The organism is Peribacillus sp. NPDC096448 (genome assembly GCF_044762675.1).
Taxonomy (GTDB): Bacteria; Bacillota; Bacilli; order Bacillales; family DSM-1321; genus Peribacillus; species Peribacillus frigoritolerans_B.
Map to the genome: position 1 here is coordinate 1 of NZ_JBIWEU010000019.1, position 19,213 is coordinate 19,213.

18 protein-coding genes and 2 tRNA genes are annotated in these 19,213 nt (G+C 41.8%); 2 read left to right on the forward strand and 18 right to left on the reverse strand.

The genetic code is table 11. From position 1 onward, the window contains the following. Positions 1-425: 425 nt before the first annotated feature. The 16 genes from lysS to spoIIE all read right to left on the reverse strand — a co-directional run bounded on the left by lysS (position 426) and on the right by spoIIE (position 17,621). On the reverse strand, positions 426-1,925 hold the full coding sequence (lysS, locus tag ACIQ0C_RS22935) for a lysine--tRNA ligase (protein WP_402843200.1): 1,500 nt from the start codon (positions 1,923-1,925) through the stop codon (positions 426-428). A 187-nt stretch (positions 1,926-2,112) separates the two neighbouring features. Further along, on the reverse strand, positions 2,113-3,111 hold the full coding sequence (dusB, locus tag ACIQ0C_RS22940; protein WP_402843194.1) for a tRNA dihydrouridine synthase DusB: 999 nt from the start codon (positions 3,109-3,111) through the stop codon (positions 2,113-2,115). A 24-nt stretch (positions 3,112-3,135) separates the two neighbouring features. Further along, positions 3,136-3,348: a helix-turn-helix domain-containing protein gene (locus tag ACIQ0C_RS22945; protein ID WP_402843191.1), complete on the reverse strand. Its 213-nt coding sequence runs from the start codon at positions 3,346-3,348 to the stop codon at positions 3,136-3,138. Continuing rightward, positions 3,300-3,827, reverse strand: coding sequence for a 2-amino-4-hydroxy-6-hydroxymethyldihydropteridine diphosphokinase (folK, locus tag ACIQ0C_RS22950; protein ID WP_402843188.1), 528 nt, complete (start codon positions 3,825-3,827; stop codon positions 3,300-3,302). The genes ACIQ0C_RS22945 and folK overlap by 49 nt, the downstream gene beginning before the upstream one ends. Positions 3,828-3,829: 2 nt before the next feature. Beyond that, on the reverse strand, positions 3,830-4,189 hold the full coding sequence (folB, locus tag ACIQ0C_RS22955; protein WP_402843185.1) for a dihydroneopterin aldolase: 360 nt from the start codon (positions 4,187-4,189) through the stop codon (positions 3,830-3,832). Position 4,190: 1 nt separating this feature from the next. Continuing rightward, the gene (gene folP, locus ACIQ0C_RS22960) at positions 4,191-5,027 is read right to left on the reverse strand and encodes a dihydropteroate synthase (protein WP_402843183.1); all 837 of its coding nucleotides are present in this window, start codon (positions 5,025-5,027) and stop codon (positions 4,191-4,193) included. A gap of 163 nt (positions 5,028-5,190) precedes the next feature. Further along, on the reverse strand, positions 5,191-6,117 hold the full coding sequence (gene cysK / locus ACIQ0C_RS22965) for a cysteine synthase A (RefSeq protein WP_402843180.1): 927 nt from the start codon (positions 6,115-6,117) through the stop codon (positions 5,191-5,193). 130 nt (positions 6,118-6,247) lie between these two features. Next, positions 6,248-7,144: a peptidyl-prolyl cis-trans isomerase gene (locus tag ACIQ0C_RS22970; protein ID WP_403064263.1), complete on the reverse strand. Its 897-nt coding sequence runs from the start codon at positions 7,142-7,144 to the stop codon at positions 6,248-6,250. 18 nt (positions 7,145-7,162) lie between these two features. Further along, positions 7,163-8,044 (reverse strand): Hsp33 family molecular chaperone HslO, encoded by an 882-nt coding sequence (gene hslO / locus ACIQ0C_RS22975; RefSeq protein ID WP_402843175.1) that lies wholly within the window; start codon positions 8,042-8,044, stop codon positions 7,163-7,165. Positions 8,045-8,070: 26 nt separating this feature from the next. Continuing rightward, positions 8,071-8,850, reverse strand: a complete 780-nt coding sequence (locus ACIQ0C_RS22980) for a type III pantothenate kinase (protein ID WP_403064266.1) — start codon at positions 8,848-8,850, stop codon at positions 8,071-8,073. Between the two features lie 166 nt (positions 8,851-9,016). Next, complete coding sequence (gene ftsH / locus ACIQ0C_RS22985; RefSeq protein WP_402843169.1) at positions 9,017-11,077, reverse strand: ATP-dependent zinc metalloprotease FtsH; 2,061 nt, start codon at positions 11,075-11,077, stop codon at positions 9,017-9,019. A 117-nt stretch (positions 11,078-11,194) separates the two neighbouring features. Next, positions 11,195-11,734, reverse strand: a complete 540-nt coding sequence (gene hpt, locus ACIQ0C_RS22990) for a hypoxanthine phosphoribosyltransferase (protein WP_048690059.1) — start codon at positions 11,732-11,734, stop codon at positions 11,195-11,197. 32 nt (positions 11,735-11,766) lie between these two features. Next, entirely contained in the window at positions 11,767-13,161 is a 1,395-nt protein-coding gene (tilS, locus tag ACIQ0C_RS22995; RefSeq protein ID WP_403064269.1) for a tRNA lysidine(34) synthetase TilS, read from the reverse strand. A gap of 93 nt (positions 13,162-13,254) precedes the next feature. After that, positions 13,255-14,253, reverse strand: a complete 999-nt coding sequence (locus ACIQ0C_RS23000; protein WP_403064272.1) for a protein kinase domain-containing protein — start codon at positions 14,251-14,253, stop codon at positions 13,255-13,257. After that, entirely contained in the window at positions 14,219-14,956 is a 738-nt protein-coding gene (locus ACIQ0C_RS23005; protein ID WP_063235926.1) for a VWA domain-containing protein, read from the reverse strand. Before ACIQ0C_RS23005 ends, ACIQ0C_RS23000 begins: the two co-directional genes overlap by 35 nt. A 190-nt stretch (positions 14,957-15,146) precedes the next feature. Next, positions 15,147-17,621: a stage II sporulation protein E gene (gene spoIIE, locus ACIQ0C_RS23010; protein WP_402843160.1), complete on the reverse strand. Its 2,475-nt coding sequence runs from the start codon at positions 17,619-17,621 to the stop codon at positions 15,147-15,149. Positions 17,622-17,948: 327 nt separating this feature from the next. Here spoIIE and ACIQ0C_RS23015 point away from each other — a divergent pair. Further along, positions 17,949-18,022: transfer RNA gene (locus ACIQ0C_RS23015), tRNA-Met, on the forward strand. A 20-nt stretch (positions 18,023-18,042) separates the two neighbouring features. After that, a tRNA-Glu gene (locus ACIQ0C_RS23020) sits at positions 18,043-18,114 on the forward strand. Between the two features lie 166 nt (positions 18,115-18,280). On the opposite strand, the gene ACIQ0C_RS23025 is transcribed toward ACIQ0C_RS23020, so the two are convergent. Both ACIQ0C_RS23025 and ACIQ0C_RS23030 read right to left on the reverse strand, forming a co-directional pair. Continuing rightward, positions 18,281-18,736: a S1 domain-containing RNA-binding protein gene (locus tag ACIQ0C_RS23025; RefSeq protein WP_214794723.1), complete on the reverse strand. Its 456-nt coding sequence runs from the start codon at positions 18,734-18,736 to the stop codon at positions 18,281-18,283. 80 nt (positions 18,737-18,816) lie between these two features. After that, complete coding sequence (locus ACIQ0C_RS23030) at positions 18,817-19,203, reverse strand: FtsB family cell division protein (protein ID WP_101225919.1); 387 nt, start codon at positions 19,201-19,203, stop codon at positions 18,817-18,819. Positions 19,204-19,213 lie beyond the last annotated feature (10 nt).

Genomic DNA, 19,213 nt, shown 5'->3' on the forward strand with positions numbered 1-19,213 from the left:
GAAATGTTTGACTTGCTCATTTGCTTTTTTGATAGTGTGTGCTCACTTAAAATTTAACGTTGGCGCTTTGTTTTGTTCAGTTTTCAAAGAGCAATGTCTTTCGGAACAGCTTAATTATAATAACATTTTCATTACTCTGAGTCAACAACTTTTTTTAAACTTTTTAAAAGTTTGTAATCTGTTTGCAACTCGTTCGTAACGACAGATATAAATATAACACCATTACGTTAACTGCGCAATACCTTTTATAAAGTTTTTTTGAGATAATGTTGTTTTTCTTTCAAACCCTAGAATCCAAACTTTTAAAAGATATGAAATTATAATTAAAAAACAAAAACCGAATTGGACTTACCAGGATCAGGAGCTACGCCCAATGATCCCAGCCATCCGAATTCGGCCATGCAATCAAAACTCTTTTGCTTATATTAGCGATGTCTCATTAAAGGGAATAACAGGACGTCACGTATAGAAGGAGAATTGGTCAATAGCATAACCAAACGGTCAACACCAATTCCCAGTCCGCCAGTCGGCGGCATTCCGTACTCTAACGCCTCCAAGAAATCCTCATCCATTTCATGAGCTTCATCATTACCTTGCTCTCGTTCTTTTAATTGAGCTTCAAAGCGTTGACGTTGATCAATAGGGTCATTTAGTTCCGTGAAGGCATTTGCATGCTCCCTACCTACAATGAATAACTCAAAACGATCTGTGAAACGGGAATCTTCCGGATTTTTCTTTGCCAAAGGAGAGATTTCCACTGGATGTCCATAAATGAATGTAGGTTGAATTAACTTATCTTCAACCTTTTGTTCAAAGAATTCATTTACGATATGGCCGAACTCCATGGATTCCTTAACTTCAATCCCATTTTCTTTAGCAAGCTGATGGGCTTCTTCTTTACTCATTTCAGTCCAGAAGTCCACACCAGTATATTCTTTTACAGCGTCAACCATGTGAAGTCGTTTCCATTCCGGCTTTAACTCTATCTCATACTCCCCATACTGGATGGTAGTCGTGCCCAGAACTTCTTGAGCTATATGCGCAATCAGATTTTCCGTTAAACTCATGATATCTTGGTAATCCGCATAAGCCTCGTATAATTCGATCAATGTGAATTCAGGGTTGTGCCTTGTGGATACTCCTTCATTTCTGAAAACCCGGCCAATTTCATAAACTTTCTCCAATCCGCCAACGATTAAGCGTTTTAGATGAAGTTCTATGGCAATCCTTAAATTCAAAGGCATATCCAAAGCATTATGGTGAGTAAGGAAAGGGCGTGCAGCAGCTCCACCAGCAACAGAGTGCAATAGCGGCGTCTCCACTTCAAGGTATCCATGATCATCCAAATACCTTCTCATGGCTTGTACAATGCGACTGCGCATGATCAATGTATTTTTGCTTTCCTCATTTGTAATTAAATCGACATAACGTTTCCGGTAACGCTCTTCAACATCCTTTAGGCCATGAAATTTATCAGGCAGCGGGCGAAGCGCTTTAGCAAGGAAAACATATTCTTTAGCTTTAATGGAAAGTTCCCCGACTTTGGTTTTGAAAATAACGCCAGTTACCCCTACGATATCGCCAAGATCCGTTTGATTGAAAATTTGGTAAGAATCCTCACCTATGTTATCCAAACGGACGTAGATTTGGATTTGACCGCTAATATCCTGGATATGGGCAAATCCCGCTTTCCCTTTTCCACGCTTCGTCATGACACGGCCAGCGATCGTAACTTCAATTTCTTTTTCTTCAAGATCTTCTTTTTCTAATTCACCATAAGCACTGATTATCTCCTGAGTGTTATGTGTGCGCTCGAACCTGCTCCCGAAAGGGTCTTGTCCATTATCCATCATGGCCTGCATTTTATCGCGCCTTACCTGCAGTTGGTCATTCAATTCTTCATGACTCACGAAAATCATCTCCATCTTTATTAATAAATGCTTTATATAATTAATCAGAAATTCTTTTGCATACATATTTATTCTTACATAAAGTAAAGGAATTCAACAGCTTTTTATCTTAAAACATTGTTTATGTACATATAAAAACTGCCAGGATTACTGGCAGTTTAAGATAAGCGTATTATAGGAAAATAGGAAGGTGATGTCAAACTCAGACCATTTGGATATTTTGTTGCTTCGCTTCAACTTCATCAACAAGTCCATAAAGAAGCTTAACAACATCCTCTCTTGTTTCACAATCATTAATTCCTTTGCGGGCCTGAGCATTCCCTTTAACACCCTTTAAATACCAAGAAGCATGCTTACGCATTTCGCGAACGGCGACATTTTCATTTTTCAACGCAATCAGACGATCCATATGAAGCACGCAAACGTCCATCTTTTCGCGAACTGAAGGCTCATCCATCAGTTGACCGGTTTCAAGATATTTTACAGTCCGGTAAATCATCCACGGGTTACCTAGGGCTGCACGTCCGATCATGACTCCATCAACACCCGTTTCCTTCAGCATTCTTTCCGCATCTTGTGGAGTTTCCACATCACCGTTACCGATAAGGGGAATATTAATCGATTTCTTCACTTCACGGATGATGTCCCAGTTAGCTTTCCCTTCATACATTTGAACGCGTGTTCTGCCATGCATGGAAACAGCTTTCCCACCTGCTCGTTCAACAGCCTGAGCATTTTGAATCGCAAAAACATGTTCATCATCCCAGCCTATGCGCATTTTTACCGTTACCGGTTTTTCAACAGCATCGACCACCGCTGAAACCATCTCATAAATTTTGTTTGGATCGAGAAGCCACTTCGCACCCGCATCACATTTAGTGATTTTAGGGACAGGGCAGCCCATGTTGATATCGATGATGTCAGCAGTTGTATTTTTATCTACAAATTGTGCAGCTTCGACCAAAGATTTCTTTTCACCGCCAAAGATTTGCAAACTTAACGGCTTTTCTCTTTCATCTATATAAAGCATATTCATCGTTTTAGCATTTTTAAGAACGATTCCCTTGTCACTGACCATCTCCGCACAAACAAGACCAGCACCAAATTCCTTGACGGTCAAGCGGAATGCCGAGTTACAGACTCCCGCCATCGGTGCCAGCACTACCTGATTCTTCATTTCTATATCGCCTATTCTTAACAATTTGTGACCTCCTGTAACATTCGTTCATTTATCCTCAGGCGGCTGTAGCTCCTCAATGGAAACACGAAGAATTTCCGCCACTTCCAGTAAAAAAGCCTCTGAAGGGTTACGGTTCCCTCGTTCAACTTCTCCCAGCAAGGAAACGGAAACACCTATTTCTCTCGCAAACCCTTCCTGGGTATAACCCTTTAACTTTCGAAAAGCGCGAATACGCCTTCCCCATTTTTCACCTTCCATAATCGAACTCCTTCTTTATCCGAAATCTGTTCAAGCAGGTCGCTCAAAGGTGCATGCATATTCGGAAGTGATATATCTGGGTCCACTTCCATTAAAGGCACGATAACAAAAGCCCTCTCGTGCATACGAGGGTGCGGGACTGAAAGATTCTCTGTCTCAATATTTTCATGATTATATAACAAAATGTCAAGGTCTAAAGTACGGGGGCCCCACCTGATTTCCCTTTTTCTCCCTAAATCTCGTTCAATTTTCATACAAGCGTGAAGTAATCGTTCGGGTTCTAAATCGGTTTTCACTTTAAGGACAGCATTTAAAAAACAGTCCTGGTCTTCATATCCTATCGGATCTGTTTCATATAAAGAGGAGCAGGCCACCAACTTGATATGCGGATTATCAGACAATAATTGGAAAGCCCTTTGGAATGTTTCAAGGCGATCCCCTAAGTTCGACCCTATTGAAAGGTAAGCAATATTTAACACAATCAGCGTCCCCTTACAATCTCTATAGCAACCGAATCATAGTGACCTGCTATTGGAGGATCTGGTTTATAAACCTTGACTGTGCATGTCTCGATGGAAGTATATTTATTAAGTAGTTCAGAGGCGATTTTTTCAGCGACAGCTTCCACTAACTTAAAAGGTTCTCCCTCAACAACACTTTTACATACTTCATATAACTCGCCATAGTTGATTGAGTCTTCAAGGTTGTCACTCTTCCCTGCCTTGGCTAAATCAGTCTGGACGATTAAATCCACTTTAAACCGCTGACCAAGCTTCGTTTCTTCCGGAAAAACACCATGATAACCGTAAAACTCCATTTTATTCACATATATCTTATCCATTTCATTCACCTTTTCCTAATAGAGCATCCATCATCTTTGCAGTACGTGCCATTTCCTTCACATCATGTACTCGAACCATTTGACAGCCTTGTTGAATGCCATGGCAGATTGTGGCGGCCGTTCCTTCCATCCGCTCACTAGGCGGCAGGTCCAGAACATGTCCAATCATGGACTTTCTTGATGTGGCTAACAGTACGGGATAACCTAACGATACCAGCTTATCAAGATTCCTCATCATTTCCAAATTAAACTTTAAATCTTTCGCAAAGCCAATTCCTGGATCGAGAATGATGTTTTCATCCTTGACTCCCGCATCCTTCACCAACATGATGCTTTCAAATAAATCTTGAAGTACATCCCGAACAAAATGTCCATATTCCATGTTACCCCTGTTATGCATCAAGATGATCGGCACCTTATATTCCGCAGCAACCTTCGACATCAAGGAATCGGCTTTACCTCCCCAAATGTCATTTAATATATGGGCTCCTGCTTTTAACGCCGCTTCCGCTACTCTTGATTTATACGTATCAACCGATATCGGAACCTCAATATTACGGGATATAGCCTCTATAATCGGGGCGACTCTCTCTATTTCCTCTTCATCCGATATCCTCTCATAGTTAGGTCGGGTGGACTCTCCGCCTACATCCAATATATCCGCTCCATCGTTGACCATCTGTTCGGCATGCTTCAATGCAGAATCTATCCGATTATATTTCCCGCCATCCGAAAAGGAGTCCGGCGTAACATTCAAAATCCCCATAATTAAGGTTTTATTGCTGTAATCCAAATCAAATGAACCGCATTTTATTTTTGACGCTCCAGCTAATGACATCCAACTTTCTCCTTCACTAAAAGAAATCTATATATACGAGTTTACCCATTTACACAGGCATAGTGCAAGCTCCATGAAGATACAGAACACCTCTGCAGGCTTTTCTGCAAAAAGAAAAGCAAAGCCCCTAAGGAACTTCGCTTCTCATTTTTAGCGTCTTGTCTTACTCAAAGTTATATAATGGCGTACTTAAGTAGCGTTCACCATTACTTGGTATGATGGCAAGTACCTTTTTGCCTTTTCCCAGTTTGTCAGCCACTTTAATGGCAGCTGCGATTGCACCTCCAGAAGAAATTCCGCCAAGGATTCCTTCTTCTTTTGCTGCGCGGCGTGCATAATCAAAAGATTCCTCTGTATTGACTTGAATGATTTCGTCATAGAGATCTGTATTCAATATACTTGGAACGAAGCCTGCTCCAATTCCTTGGATTTTATGAGGTCCTGGAGTCCCACCCGATAATACTGGAGAGTCCGCAGGTTCAACAGCGTAAATTTTGATGTCAGGGAATTTTTCACGCAGGACTTCACCGGCACCCGTAATGGTTCCGCCAGTACCGATTCCGGCAACGAATGCATCCAAGCCATCATCTCCAAAGGCTTCAACGATTTCAGGGCCTGTAGTGTTCCGATGTACTTCAGGATTGGCTTCGTTTTCGAATTGCTGTGGAATGAAGTAACCTTTTTCTTTAGACAGCTCAGTCGCCTTTGCGATTGCACCCTTCATTCCTTCAGGCCCAGGAGTAAGGACTAATTCTGCGCCATAAGCGCGAAGCAAGTTACGGCGTTCCAAGCTCATCGTCTCCGGCATAACCAGAATTGATTTATAGCCCTTTGCCGCAGCTACCATCGCCAGGCCTATTCCAGTATTTCCGCTTGTAGGTTCAATGATCGTATCACCTGGCTTAAGGGTACCATTTTTTTCTGCCGCTTCGATCATCGCAAGGGCGATACGATCTTTTACACTGCTACCTGGGTTAAAATACTCAAGTTTCAAATAAATATCTGCACTGTTTTCATTTTGAAGCTTGTTTAACTTAACAATAGGTGTTTGTCCAATTAAATCGATTACAGAATTAGCTATACGTGCCATTTTCTCCACTCCCTTATCATTTCAATGCCGAGTATGTTTATTGGTTTTATAATTTTAAAGTTACCAGTTTTAATAGTTCATTGTCAATGATTATATACTATATTCTAAATTTTCTCACAAAACCATTGACCTACTTTTCTTCCTTCAATCCATAAAACCATTCTACATCAAATTCGTCCCAGAAAATTTTCCCTGAGACCGGTGCCTGAATCTGTTCAAGGGCTATTTGGCGGTGAATTTTGTCTTTAACTTCTTCATATTCATACTGCTTGCCCTCTATTCTTTCATGCAGGTAGAGAACGGCCCAGCCATCCTCCGTCTGGATTGCATCACTCCACTTTTCCACCTTCAATTTCTCGGCAGCGGTAATGTATTCCTTGGAGACTTGCTCGTTATCCTGTGATATATAACCCATGTCGCCCCCTTGATTGGCAGTAAACTCATCATGGGACTTTTCCATCGCCAAGACATCAAAGGAGACACCTTTCTCCAGCTCACGTATGACTTGGTCTGCCTGCTTTTGTGTAGACGTGGTAATATGGGATATATGGAAAGCAGTAGGGATTCTATAGATATCCTTATTATCATCATAATAATTACGCATTGCCGTTTCGGAAACCGATACGTCCTTGGTGAGGAGCTTCTCGAGGAGGAGACTCGACTGAATTTCCTCCCTCAGTTGATCGTTACTTTTATTAAGGTTCTGACCGGCAGTCCCATACATCGTTTTCATCATTTTAAGTTCCCGATCAAGCTCTTCATCCGAAATTTTCACTTTGTACTTTTCAGCTGCCTGTTTCACTACCTCTTTATCGACCATTTCCTCAAGTACATCTTCCCCATATCTTTTTTCGAGCTCATTAATCCATGCGTCCCGGGAAATATCCTTCGATCCAACCTTTGCGGCCGTTTCTTCCCCAATGACGGATTTTGAAATGATTAGTGGTTTTATGACAAAGATAATGATAGTCAATAGGTTCAACAAGGCAAGCCCAGCAATAATCGCCCGAAGCTTTTGTTTTGGCAAACCCTTATCCCCCGTAAATTATTTTTTGGTTTCCGCTTCCAGTTCCTCGAGTTCTTCCTTCGAGAATTGGTAGGTCTGATTACAAAAATGACAATGCGCCTCCGCTTGTCCCTCTGTCTCAATGATATCCCGAATCTCAGCTTGCCCCAGGCTGATCAATGCATTAGCAATTCTTTCCCTGGAACATTGACAGGAGAATTGGACATCCATTTTTTCTAATATATTCACATTGCCCTCACCTAAAATTTCGGTTAGGATTTCTTCAGGAGTCATGCCGCTTTGAATCATCTTGGAAACAGGAGTTATCGTGCTTAGTCGTTTTTCGATTTTGGAAATCGTATCTTCGGATGTACCTGGCATCAACTGAATGATAAATCCGCCCGCTGCAAGGATTGAATTATCCGGATTCACCAGGACCCCAACCCCCACAGATGAAGGCACCTGTTCGGAAGTAACAAAGTAATAAGTGAAATCTTCACCCAATTCTCCCGATACAAGCGGTACTTGCCCCGAAAAGTAATCACGAAGACCAATATCTTTGACAACAGTCAACAATCCATCGGTACCCACCGCTCTCCTTACATCCAGCTTACCTTGCTCATTCAAATCAAAGTGGGTTTGCGGGTGAGTGACATATCCGCGGACTTCTCCCTTTGCATTGCTATCGACCAGGATGGAACCAATCGGACCGCCGCCCTCAATTTTGATCGTCAGCTTTTCTTCACCTTTTAACATGCCACCCATCATAACGCCTGCCGTCATAGCCCGTCCAAGGGCAGCTGAAGCAGTAGGCCATGTATAATGGCGTCGCTGAGCTTCTCCTACGGTGTCTGTCGTTGAAACGGCATATGCACGAACCTGTCCTTCATAACCTAACGCCTTTATTAGATAATCCTTCATTCATTTTGCTCCTTTCATACTTTGTGTTACTTCTTCACTTGCTCACGATTACGTTTATAAATCAGCTGCAGCCCCTTCAAGGTCAAAAACGGCTCCACAACGTCAATCACAGTGGACTCATTAGCAATTAAGGTAGCCAGTCCGCCTGTCGCTATTACCGTTGGTTCTAGATTACTTTGCGCCTTAATTCGATTAACGATTCCTTCTACCTGTCCAACATACCCATACAAAATGCCAGCCTGCATGGCGGACACCGTATTTTTCCCGATAATCCCTTCCGGCCGGCTGATTTCTATTCTTGGAAGTTTGGCTGCCTTTGAATAAAGTGCCTCAGTAGAAATATTTATACCCGGAGCAATGGCTCCGCCCATGTATTGTTTATCCTCATTTATGTAGCAATATGTCGTTGCCGTACCAAAATCCACGATAATGAGAGGGCTTCCATATTCCTGAATGCCTGCAACAGCATTAACGATTCGGTCCGCTCCAACCTCACGGGGATTTTCGTATTTAATATTCAAACCAGTTTTTATTCCAGGTCCAACTATTAGCGGTTTAATTCCAAAGTATTTTTTACACATGCGTTCAAGCGCAAACATAATTGGCGGAACTACCGAAGAAATAATGATTCCATCAAATTGATCAAACGAAAGACCTTCATGTTGCAGCAAAGACTTTATGATCATTCCATACTCATCTTCTGTCTTGTGACGGCTAGTCTCAATTCGCCAATGATATTTTAAAATATCTTCATCGTATACGCCTAATACAGTATTCGTATTCCCAACATCCAATACAAAAATCATCGTTTCATCACTCCGGTAAATTATTCTCCAACATCATACCACACTGTTATTTCCCACGCTATCAGTCGCACTTTTCGAAAGATATCCCAGAAACTTTATCATAATTAATTTAAGAGTTAAGAAAAGGGTATTTCCGAGGCGGAAATACCCTTTTGAATTTAGTCAATTAAGACTTTTTATTGTCGTCTTCGTTCGGGAAGGAAAGCGGCTGATCTTGAGGAGCACCTTCTTTGATTGGAGGGGTATTCAATCCTTCCTCCGTTATTTCAAGGTCCTCAGGTCCTCTCTTATCCAATGGATCTAATAGGGCCTCTTTTTCTTCCTTCTTCTTATTGATGTTCACCTTGACATTCTCATCAGTGGTTAAATTCCCGTTCAGAGCCGTATAATCCCGTTCTGGCAATTTACCATTATGGAATAAACCTTTGATTTGTTCCGCATCAAGTGTTTCCACTTCAAGCAGGGTTTTTGCAACCAAATCAAGTTTTTCACGATTTTCAGTAAGGATTTTCTTACATCTTTCGTAAGCTTCCTTGATGATACGTTGAATTTCAAGATCGATTTCATATGCTATTGCATCTGAATAGTTTTGATCATTGTTGAAATCGCGGCCTAGGAAGACCTGACCTTGAGAATTACCGAATTGAAGCGGCCCGAGCTTACTCATTCCATATTCCATAACCATGCTCCGAGCTATGCCCGTTGCACGCTGGAAGTCGTTATGCGCACCGGTACTCACTTCCCCGAATGTAACTTCTTCGGCTACACGGCCACCCAATAGTCCTACGATTTTATCTTTAAGCTCAGGTTCCGTCATGAAGAAACGATCTTCTTTCGGCAGCATAACTGCATAACCGCCAGCTTGACCACGAGGGACTATCGTAACTTTATGAACGACTTCGGCATCATCCAGAACCAACCCAATAATGGTATGGCCTGCTTCATGCCAAGCTACGATATTTCTTTCCTTTTTGGAAATGACACGGTTCTTCTTGGCAGGTCCAGCGATAACGCGATCCGAAGCTTCATCCAAATCGGACATGTCGATCTTCTTCTTATCTTGACGGGCAGCAACAAGCGCCGCTTCATTCAGTAAGTTTTCAAGATCTGCACCAGAAAATCCTGGAGTACGCTGAGCGATCGCTTTCAAATCGACTGTTTCTGCTAATGGTTTATTGCGCGCATGCACTTTCAGCACTTCTTCACGGCCCTTAACATCAGGGCGGCCTACCGTTATTTGACGGTCGAAACGTCCTGGACGCAATAATGCCGGATCCAATACATCAGCACGGTTAGTCGCAGCGATGATTATGATTCCTTCATTACCACCGAAACCATCCATTTCCACCAGTAGCTGGTTCAATGTCTGTTCTCGTTCATCGTGACCGCCACCAAGACCTGCGCCACGTTGACGTCCGACTGCATCAATTTCATCGATGAAGATGATACATGGTGCATTCTTCTTAGCATTTTCAAACAAATCACGAACACGGGATGCACCGACACCCACAAACATTTCAACAAAATCAGAACCACTGATTGAGAAGAAAGGAGTTCCGGCTTCACCAGCTACTGCTCGTGCAAGTAAAGTTTTACCTGTACCAGGAGGCCCGACTAAAAGTACCCCTTTAGGAATACGGGCTCCAAGCTCGGCATATTTGCGAGGATCTTTCAAGAATTCAACAACCTCGACAAGTTCCTGCTTTTCTTCGTCCGCTCCGGCAACATCATTGAAGCGAACTTTTTTCTTATCATCATTATACAATTTCGCCTTACTTTTCCCGAAGTTCATGACGCGGCCACCACCGCCGCCTTGAGCTTGGTTAAGTAAAAAGAAGAAGAGGATAAAAATGATTACAAATGGAATGATGGAAGTGAAAAATGTCACCCAGCCACTTGTTTTTTCTGGAGGTTCAACAGTGATGATGTCCTTATCCAACTTGGTTACGGCATCATTTATCCGACTTTGCGAATATTCACTGAAAGGCACGTAAGTCACAAAGAATTTGTTTTCCTCATAACCTTTGAGCTTTCCTGTGATTTCAAACACACTGCTTTCGGGCTGCATCGTCAGTGCAGTAACGTCCCCATTCTCCAAATGCTTATAGAATTCATCTTGGGTCATTTTCTCCGTTGGTTCATTGTTATTATTAAAAATGCTTACAATCCCAATGATGACCAAAAAGATCAGTAAATAAAATATGGTATTACGGAAGATCCGATTCATCCCTTACCTCCTCCCACGGGTAAACAAACTATAGTAAATACTATCATACAAAATTAATGAATTACAATAATTTAACACCGCTGTTTTTATCTGGTCTTCCCTTTCAAACAGGTACGATTAATTCGAGTAAATTTCAGGCTTCAATATGCCAATATATGGGAGATTACGATACTTTTCCGCAAAATCAAGACCATATCCGACAACAAATGCATCCGGAACGATGAACCCGGCATAGTCCGGAGTGATATCCGCTTTCCTGCCTGTTGGTTTATCCAATAAGGTAACGATTTTAATTGATTTTGCTTTTCGATAACGGAAAAGTTCCGCAAGATAGCTAAGAGTCAAACCGCTGTCGATAATATCTTCGATGATTAAAATATCACGGCCTTCAACTGATGTATCAAGATCCTTGATGATTTTCACTTCACCGGAAGATACTGTGGAGTTACCATAGCTCGAAACATCCATAAAGTCCATTTCAAGATGTGTATCCACACGTTTCAGTAAATCTGACATAAATGGCATGGCGCCTTTCAGCACTCCGATGGCCAACGGGAACTTACCTTGGTAATCAGCTTCAAGCTGCGCACCCAATTCCCTGATTTTTAATTGAAGTTCTTCCTCTGTTATTAAAACCTTTTCAATGTCGTTTTGCATGGTCATTGTAATTAATTGCCCCCCATGAAGAATTAAGCTTTTTTATATTCTAAGTAGATTAAAGATTTTTCATCAGAAATAATATCCGGCTCAACATTCGATTTCTTTAAACCAGGCAGCCAAATGGCCATTCCCGTTTGATCGATGATGACCGGCCACACATTTCTTTCTAGCATCGGGATCTTTTCATTAATAAAAATATCCTTTAACTTTTTAGTTCCACCTAATCCCTTGACGGCCATCCGTTCGCCTTCATTCCTGGTTCGGACTGTAAGAGGAAACTGAACAGCTGATTCGGGAAGAATAAAAGAATCATTTCCCCTAAGTACCGGAATTTCTTCTTTTATATAGTGCGCTTTAATCTTATATCCATTCGGAAGAATAGTCTCACCGGGAATTTGTAATTTAAGGGAATATTCACGGCTTTTTTGACGAAAAAATCTAAACGTGCAAGTTTGATATGATTTTTCCGCAATAAGGCCCTCCGGAAGATGCAATTCTGCAGATGGTTGAGGATTCAAAAACAAAACTAAAAGTTGGTCAATATGTAATGCCGAAAGCGATGAAGGTCTCTCCAAATAAAGATAGTTTAATATTAGTTGAATCGCCCTTCTTTGTAAAGGTTTAGGCATCGCGAGAACCTTATCAATCTGGATAACCGCTTGATCTTTATCCTGTTGGATCCAAACCTCGGACATTTTGCTTGAAACCAGGTTCAAAAAAAACTCTTCATCTTCATAAAGCTCTTCACTGAATCGTTGGAAATGCTCATGAACCTTTCTATTTTCTTTCTTTAAAAACGGAAGAACTTCATGTCTAAAACGATTTCTTGCATAGACACCCGTTTCATTGCTCGGATCAAACCTTGGTTCAATATTATGAAGGCCCGCATATTCGATTATTTGACTTTTCGTGATTTCAAGAAAAGGCCTGACCAGATTCCCTGTATGGAAACGCCTCTTTATGGGTATGCCTGCTCTTGCCTTACCTGTCGCCCCTCTTGTTAAACGCATGAGCATCGTTTCTATTTGATCATCTCCATGATGCCCCAGGACAAGCGTGGAGGCTTGATGCTTATCCATCATTTCTTCATAGAAAGCAAAACGCAGCTTTCTTGACGTTATTTGTGAGCTTTCCCCCGTCTGCTCCATCCGGGCAGGTACATCGATCCTTTTTCCCTCAAATGTAATGCCCCACCGTTCACATATATGCTCTACATATTTATAATCCTCATAGGATTCTTCACCACGAAACATATGGTCAACACTTGCTACGAGCATCTCGTAATGGAAAAGAGGTTGAATTTCCTTAAGGATATGGAGAAGCACCAACGAGTCCGGTCCTCCGGAAACGCCTATTAGCAACTTCGAGTTTTCCTTAATCAATTCGTTTCTATAAATTGTGCTCAGAACTTTTTCCTTTAACATACAATCTTCCTTCTTTATGGACAGGCATTAGTTTTATACGATTCAATCATGAAATGGTTTCAACTATTCCATGGCATTCACCTAATAACTATATCATAACAACTGTTCATATATGTAAAGAACATAGAGCATCGATATGATGGCAACCAGCAAAAAAGTTTCAAAAAAACCGCCGCTTTTCTTTTTTGAATTGTTTTGGGACCTTCTTGCTTGTCTCGTTGAAGGTTGCATTGTTTGTTGCTGACCCGTCGCTGCCTGGGTCAGGCCCTTTTTCTTCGAATGGTTTTGCTTACTTAGCACCGTGACCAAATCCTCCCGCATTTGGAGGGCTGAATCATACTGCCCGTTGAGCGCTTTGTCCAACATCTTCCTGTAGGGGTGCAATTCCTTTTTCTGCTTAATCAAGTCGTTAAGCTGTCTATACCCCTCCCCTTTTTTGTGGAAACGTCCAGGATAGGCAGAATTGATTATAATCATCGCCACAGCGAACAAGTCATATTGCGGATCGGCCTTTCTTGATCCAAGTCCCCAGTAGCCCCTGTCAAAGAACTCGGTGAATTCTTTAACAGATCGCCCAATTAAGGTGGTTCCGCCAACATCCACGCACCGTACCTTATAGGCTGGTGAAGTCACGATCAAATTCTCGGGTTTCAAATCGCCGAACACCCAGCCATTGGTATGCAAGGCAGACAAGCTTGTTAAAAGCTGAAGCATTAGGACTCCTATCCATGATGACCCTTTCTTATCGATGAAACGCAAAAAATCGTGTCCGTGGATATATTCCATGACATAAAAAGGGAGCTGCTTTCCTGTTTTCATGAAATCGTCCGCTTCCAAAAAGGAAGGCCCAAGGGTAGACCCCTGGACCTTTGAAAAGGATTTTAGGATATTCATCTCCGAAATAATGGACGTCCCATTATCACTGAGCTTTAAAGCATAATGACGATTTCCGCTTTCAACCAAATAAACGATCCCGTTCGCTCCACACCCCAATTCTTTAATTATTTTGTACTGGTTTTTATTCCATTTTCCAGTGACCAAACTGCCAGGCAGGAGTTTACATTGATTCCTCAAAGTATTGTTCATCATCATGTGATAACAATCCCCTCAATGAACGTTTTTTATTGAAATATGTTAAAGCTTCACGAATGGCTGGACCTGTCGGAGTGAGTCCCCCTGTACTAAGCTTAGGAAAAGTTGCCGTCAAGGCTTCAAGGTTGGGGGTCCAATCCAGCAACTTTTCAACGTCATTTCTTTTCCCAGGAAATACGAATACGGAAAAACGGCTGTCACCCATCCTTGCATTCATACTAAGGGAAAGATCTAATAAGGAATCTTTCACTGTAGGCAGTTTATGTTTCATGCTTGCACTGGTATCAACAAGAATCAGTACTTCGAGCTTGCTTGTTTCCCCAAGCTCATCGACCACCTCCATCACTTCTCCTCGTTTATCCGGCGGAAGATCCTCCATCGTTTTCGAATCTCCAAGTATTTGTTGAAGTTCACGATTGATAACTCCCTGTATAGTTTGAGTCATTGCCTTTTGGGTCACCATCTGTACGGTTTGGGACAACTGCTGCGCATAGACTATTTGACTTACGCCACCTCCTGAACCAGCAATCTTCTCGATTTCCTTAAGTCCCTTTTCATCTATCACATCATTTTCCATTACACCTATGACATTGATGGTTATGCCTTGCTCCCTTGCTAATTCAGCCATGGCAGACGGCTCCTCACCATGATTTGAACATCCGTCGGTTATAAGCAAAATCTGTCTTAATGTTCCTGCTTTCATGTTTTGCTCTCCCTTCCTATCAATTTGTTACCATAATTGACTAAAAGAGGGGAAATTATACGCAAAAGACATCACATCAAGTCACATATGGAGCGGAATGATTGAAAAGAGTTCATCTCTTTACCTTTTATCCTTCTTCCATTTACACCACCTCATTTTTGGTTTTGTTTATTTTATATATAAACGGCCCCTACTGGGCCTTTTTGCGTTTTGGGGAAACGGGAATGGATGCCCATTTCGGTGTGTTATGCTTAATTTTCGATGTTACCACTGTCATGTCATCATCTATGATCCCTTTTGTACGGATAACCTCCTCCAATATTAAATCAGAGATTTCCTGCGGATCGTCCGTTTCCATTTCCTTGATTTTTCGTTTAAGCCAGAACTCGATATTTTCGACATGTGAGGGGCCATCGAACACTCCATCACTCATCATGATTAATATGTCCCCTGCCTTCAGCTCTTCTGATACTACATCAACATCGAAATCCTGGATGATCCCCATAGGGAGGTTACTTGATTCAATTTTTATTATCCTATCCCCCCTTTTAATGAAACTCGGTATCGAACAGATTTTTAAAAACTTAGCCCTTGCGTCCTGAAGATCAATCATTGCCAAATCAAGAGTCGAAAATATTTCATCGGTAGTGCGTAGAGATAATACGGAGTTTACGGATTTAATGGCTATTTTTTCTTCTATTCCCGATTGTAAAAATTTTTGTAGCAGCTTTAATGTTTCTGTACTTTCAAAATGGGCCCTTTCCCCATTTCCCATTCCATCACTAATGGCTATTGCGAATTTGCCGCAGCCAATTTCCATGGTCGTATAACTATCTCCTGATACAAGCCCTCCCCCCTTGGCAGCATGAGCCACACCCGTTTCGACCGTGAATTTTTTTGCTGACCTAAATATCACCTCACATTGCCCGCTTGGATACGTTGCACACTCTTCTGAATGAACGACTATCGTTTCCCCTAAAATGTCAGAAAGCATAGGTGCAATCAACTTTTCACATTCCCCTCTGCCCTGGCAGTATGGGACACTCATCTCTATATCAACATTTCCTTGTTCTAGACTGTATATTTCAACATGACCTATGTGCAGTCCAAAATCCTGGATGGCTTCCAAAATGGATTCTTCGTGTACATGATGATTCTTCCTTTCCCTTTGAATTTCTTTCGCAAAATCATCCATTACTGCCGAAACGCCCCGCAGTTGATCCGCCACTAGCTTCCGACTTTCCTTCACCTGCCTTTTTAATTTTTGGTTAGCTTCAAAATAAGTAAGCTCCTGTGATATCGCCCCGATGACCTGAGGCCCGCGACTACAATATTTCCCCCATTCTTTTGAAGTTTTTTGGGGGAGTTGACCATTATTTTCACTTAATTGAAGCATAATTTCCTGCATGCCGTCATAGGTTGTATTAAAGTTCTTGGACCAGCATTGCTCCTTTTTAAAACAAAGCTGGCACGTCTTTTCCGTTACATTACTTAAGAAGTAGTCGAATTCTTTCTCATCTTCCTCCAATCTCCCCCTTTCATCCACTTGCGAAAAGCTATTAGAAAGCGCCTCAAATACATGTGAGAATTGCTCCACCCTTTGAGCGGTGACATCCCTCACTTTTCGGGCATACTGCTGCTGTTCATCAGAATTCTCGACTGTTCCCGGTATATGTTTCGCTATTTTGTTGATGATGGATGACGGTGTCAATATGAATAGTGCCACAGCTATAAGTGATTCATAAAGGGTCACCATGATATTATTGGTGCCCTCACCATATAAACCTATCAGTAATGTAGCAATCAAGAGGCCGCTAGCAACCCCTATCTTCCTTCCCTCCTTCAACAGACCGCCCAGAAGCCCTGAAAATGCGAGAAGGCTCATTTGATATAGACTGGCAATACTTGCCAAGCTGAATATCAATCCAGTAACTACACCTACAGTGGAGCCTATGGCGGCCCCTCCCGCCAGCCCGAAGAGGAGGACCAGGTATCGCGAGAATATATGGTCGAGTGATAAATCATATATCATCCAGCCGATGGTTCCGGTCATAACCGAAGCCAGCAAGATGATGATGCTGACAATTTCCTCCGTCTTTAATGATTGGGACTTTGTCCTAACGGTCAGCATCGGGATGGACTGTATGAAGATTAAAGTTAAAATCATCGCCAGTCCCGCCTCTACCCCTATCATCATCAGGTCGTACAGCTGAATCGTTCGAAATACCAGATATTGCTCGGCCAGGTTGACCAGGAATAGTGAAGCGAAGACGTACATCGACATTGTCTTGAATTGTCCTTCCACGGCGGGCTTCTTGATCTTATGAAATAACAGGAGCAGGAACGCCGATGCAAAGATGACTAAACTATTCGAATAGTGAACGGTCAGCCCACCTGCAATCAATCCGAATAAAGCCAGTGGAGCCCTATCACGTCTCATGAGAAAAACAGCTGCGAAAAACGGAAGTCCAAATGGTGCCAGCTGCGAAAGAATTAAAGCCCGTCCTAATAAAAAACCTATGATTGCTAAAGATATACCTTTTTTTATGAATATGTCTTCACTCTTCATTTGCAGTTGTTGGATCCAATTGATGGCCCCTGCCTTCGCTTCTTTTAACTGAACATCTCCAAGAGGTTCCATCATAGGTCTTTCTACTTTTTCCATTTCAACACCCCATTCATATTAGTGATTTTTATTATAAAGAGGGCTTGTCTATTTTTTTGTCAGAATTTTATAAGCGGATAAGAAAAACGTTCGACGAAATTCTTCTTGAACAATCATTTGTATACAGGTTTTTGTGCCTTTTTTCCCAATACAGAAACGGGTGTTCTTTTTTTTTTGAAGAAAAGCAAAGTTTTTAGGTTATTTTTGCGGAAAATAACACGAATAAATAATCAGGAAATGGAAACCGACAAACTTTATTTTTTTTGTTGACATTTTTTCTTCACGAATGTAAGATATAACTTGTGCTTCAGTAGCACTTATCATTATGGCGGCGTAGCTCAGCTGGCTAGAGCGTACGGTTCATACCCGTGAGGTCGGGGGTTCGATCCCCTCTGCCGCTATCTTTTATCATGAAAATCACGGCCCGTTGGTCAAGCGGTTAAGACACCGCCCTTTCACGGCGGTAACACGGGTTCGAATCCCGTACGGGTCATCAAATACCAAAAGCGCCCCTGCACACTTATCTCTGGTAAGTGTGCAGGGGCGCTTTTTTTTATATCGTTGATAATAAAAGAAGACAAGCCGGCAAGCTTGCCTTTATCTACACTATGAATAATTTCACAGGAAAAGTTGCTAAACTATTATTTTCAGCAGCAGTTTTATCCGCGTCTTCCTCCTCGACCTCCCCGTTTCGTTTCGGTGCTACGTTTTAGGGTCGTTAAGCGGTCTTCGCTATCCTTTAAGAATTTAGCCATTTTTTGCTCAAAGTTTTCTTTTGGTTGGAAACCATTACCTTTCGAGCGGAAGTCTTTGGAACGGCTGTCATTCCCTCTTCCTTGGCGCGGACGTGGTGTGTATGCAGGTTTTTGCTCACCTTCAGGACGGTCTATCGCTTTTTTTATGGACAAGCCAATCTTGCCATCTTTAACGTTGATGACTTTCACCTCAACTGTATCGCCCACTTTTAAATGATCATTGATATCCTTGACATAGTTATCAGCCACTTCACTGATATGGACAAGACCGGTTGAACCTTGAGGTAGCTCTACAAATGCACCAAAATTAGTTATGCCTGTTACTTTACCTTGTAACTTGCTGCCTACTTCGATTGACATAAAAAAAATGTTCCTCCTTAGAAATGTTAAAAAATCTCTTCACACTATATTATAACGAAAGTAAAAAAACAGTGTCAATATTAGTCACTATCTTCCTTCCCTTTTGGAAGGGTAAAAATAATCTCACCTTTTTCAGACAAGAAATAATCCCGTCTTGCTATTTTCGCTATATAGTCGTCGTCATTAAGCTTTACGATTTCTTCTTTAAGAAGGGTCTCGTCTTTTTTCAATTCAGCTAACTTTCCCTTCAATTCTTCCTTTTGTTGAACTTTCTCATCCAGTGCAACATTTTGCGTTATGAGGGTGGAAACGGCAAAAATCAAAAAGACAGCGGCGAAAACTGAGTATAGAGTTAATCTACGCATTAGACCACGCTTCTTTTTTTCTACGGTTTGTACTTTTTTCTCTTGTTGAGCGACGTAGGGATTTTCTATTTTTGCCACTTTCCTTTTACGCAGGCTACTCATTTTTTTATCG

Coding starts and splice junctions, on each gene's coding strand:
- tilS (WP_403064269.1), bottom strand. CDS start 13,161: ATGTTAAAGGAAAAAGTTCTGAGCACAATTTATAGAAACGAATTGATT.
- ftsH (WP_402843169.1), bottom strand. CDS start 11,077: ATGAATCGGATCTTCCGTAATACCATATTTTATTTACTGATCTTTTTG.
- ACIQ0C_RS23030 (WP_101225919.1), bottom strand. CDS start 19,203: ATGAGTAGCCTGCGTAAAAGGAAAGTGGCAAAAATAGAAAATCCCTAC.
- cysK (WP_402843180.1), bottom strand. CDS start 6,117: ATGGCACGTATAGCTAATTCTGTAATCGATTTAATTGGACAAACACCT.
- spoIIE (WP_402843160.1), bottom strand. CDS start 17,621: ATGGAAAAAGTAGAAAGACCTATGATGGAACCTCTTGGAGATGTTCAG.
- lysS (WP_402843200.1), bottom strand. CDS start 1,925: ATGGAGATGATTTTCGTGAGTCATGAAGAATTGAATGACCAACTGCAG.
- folP (WP_402843183.1), bottom strand. CDS start 5,027: ATGTCATTAGCTGGAGCGTCAAAAATAAAATGCGGTTCATTTGATTTG.
- ACIQ0C_RS23025 (WP_214794723.1), bottom strand. CDS start 18,736: ATGTCAATCGAAGTAGGCAGCAAGTTACAAGGTAAAGTAACAGGCATA.
- ACIQ0C_RS22945 (WP_402843191.1), bottom strand. CDS start 3,348: ATGGAAGGTGAAAAATGGGGAAGGCGTATTCGCGCTTTTCGAAAGTTA.
- ACIQ0C_RS22980 (WP_403064266.1), bottom strand. CDS start 8,850: ATGATTTTTGTATTGGATGTTGGGAATACGAATACTGTATTAGGCGTA.
- hslO (WP_402843175.1), bottom strand. CDS start 8,044: ATGAAGGATTATCTAATAAAGGCGTTAGGTTATGAAGGACAGGTTCGT.
- folB (WP_402843185.1), bottom strand. CDS start 4,189: ATGGATAAGATATATGTGAATAAAATGGAGTTTTACGGTTATCATGGT.
- hpt (WP_048690059.1), bottom strand. CDS start 11,734: ATGCAAAACGACATTGAAAAGGTTTTAATAACAGAGGAAGAACTTCAA.
- ACIQ0C_RS23000 (WP_403064272.1), bottom strand. CDS start 14,253: ATGATGATGAACAATACTTTGAGGAATCAATGTAAACTCCTGCCTGGC.
- ACIQ0C_RS23005 (WP_063235926.1), bottom strand. CDS start 14,956: ATGAAAGCAGGAACATTAAGACAGATTTTGCTTATAACCGACGGATGT.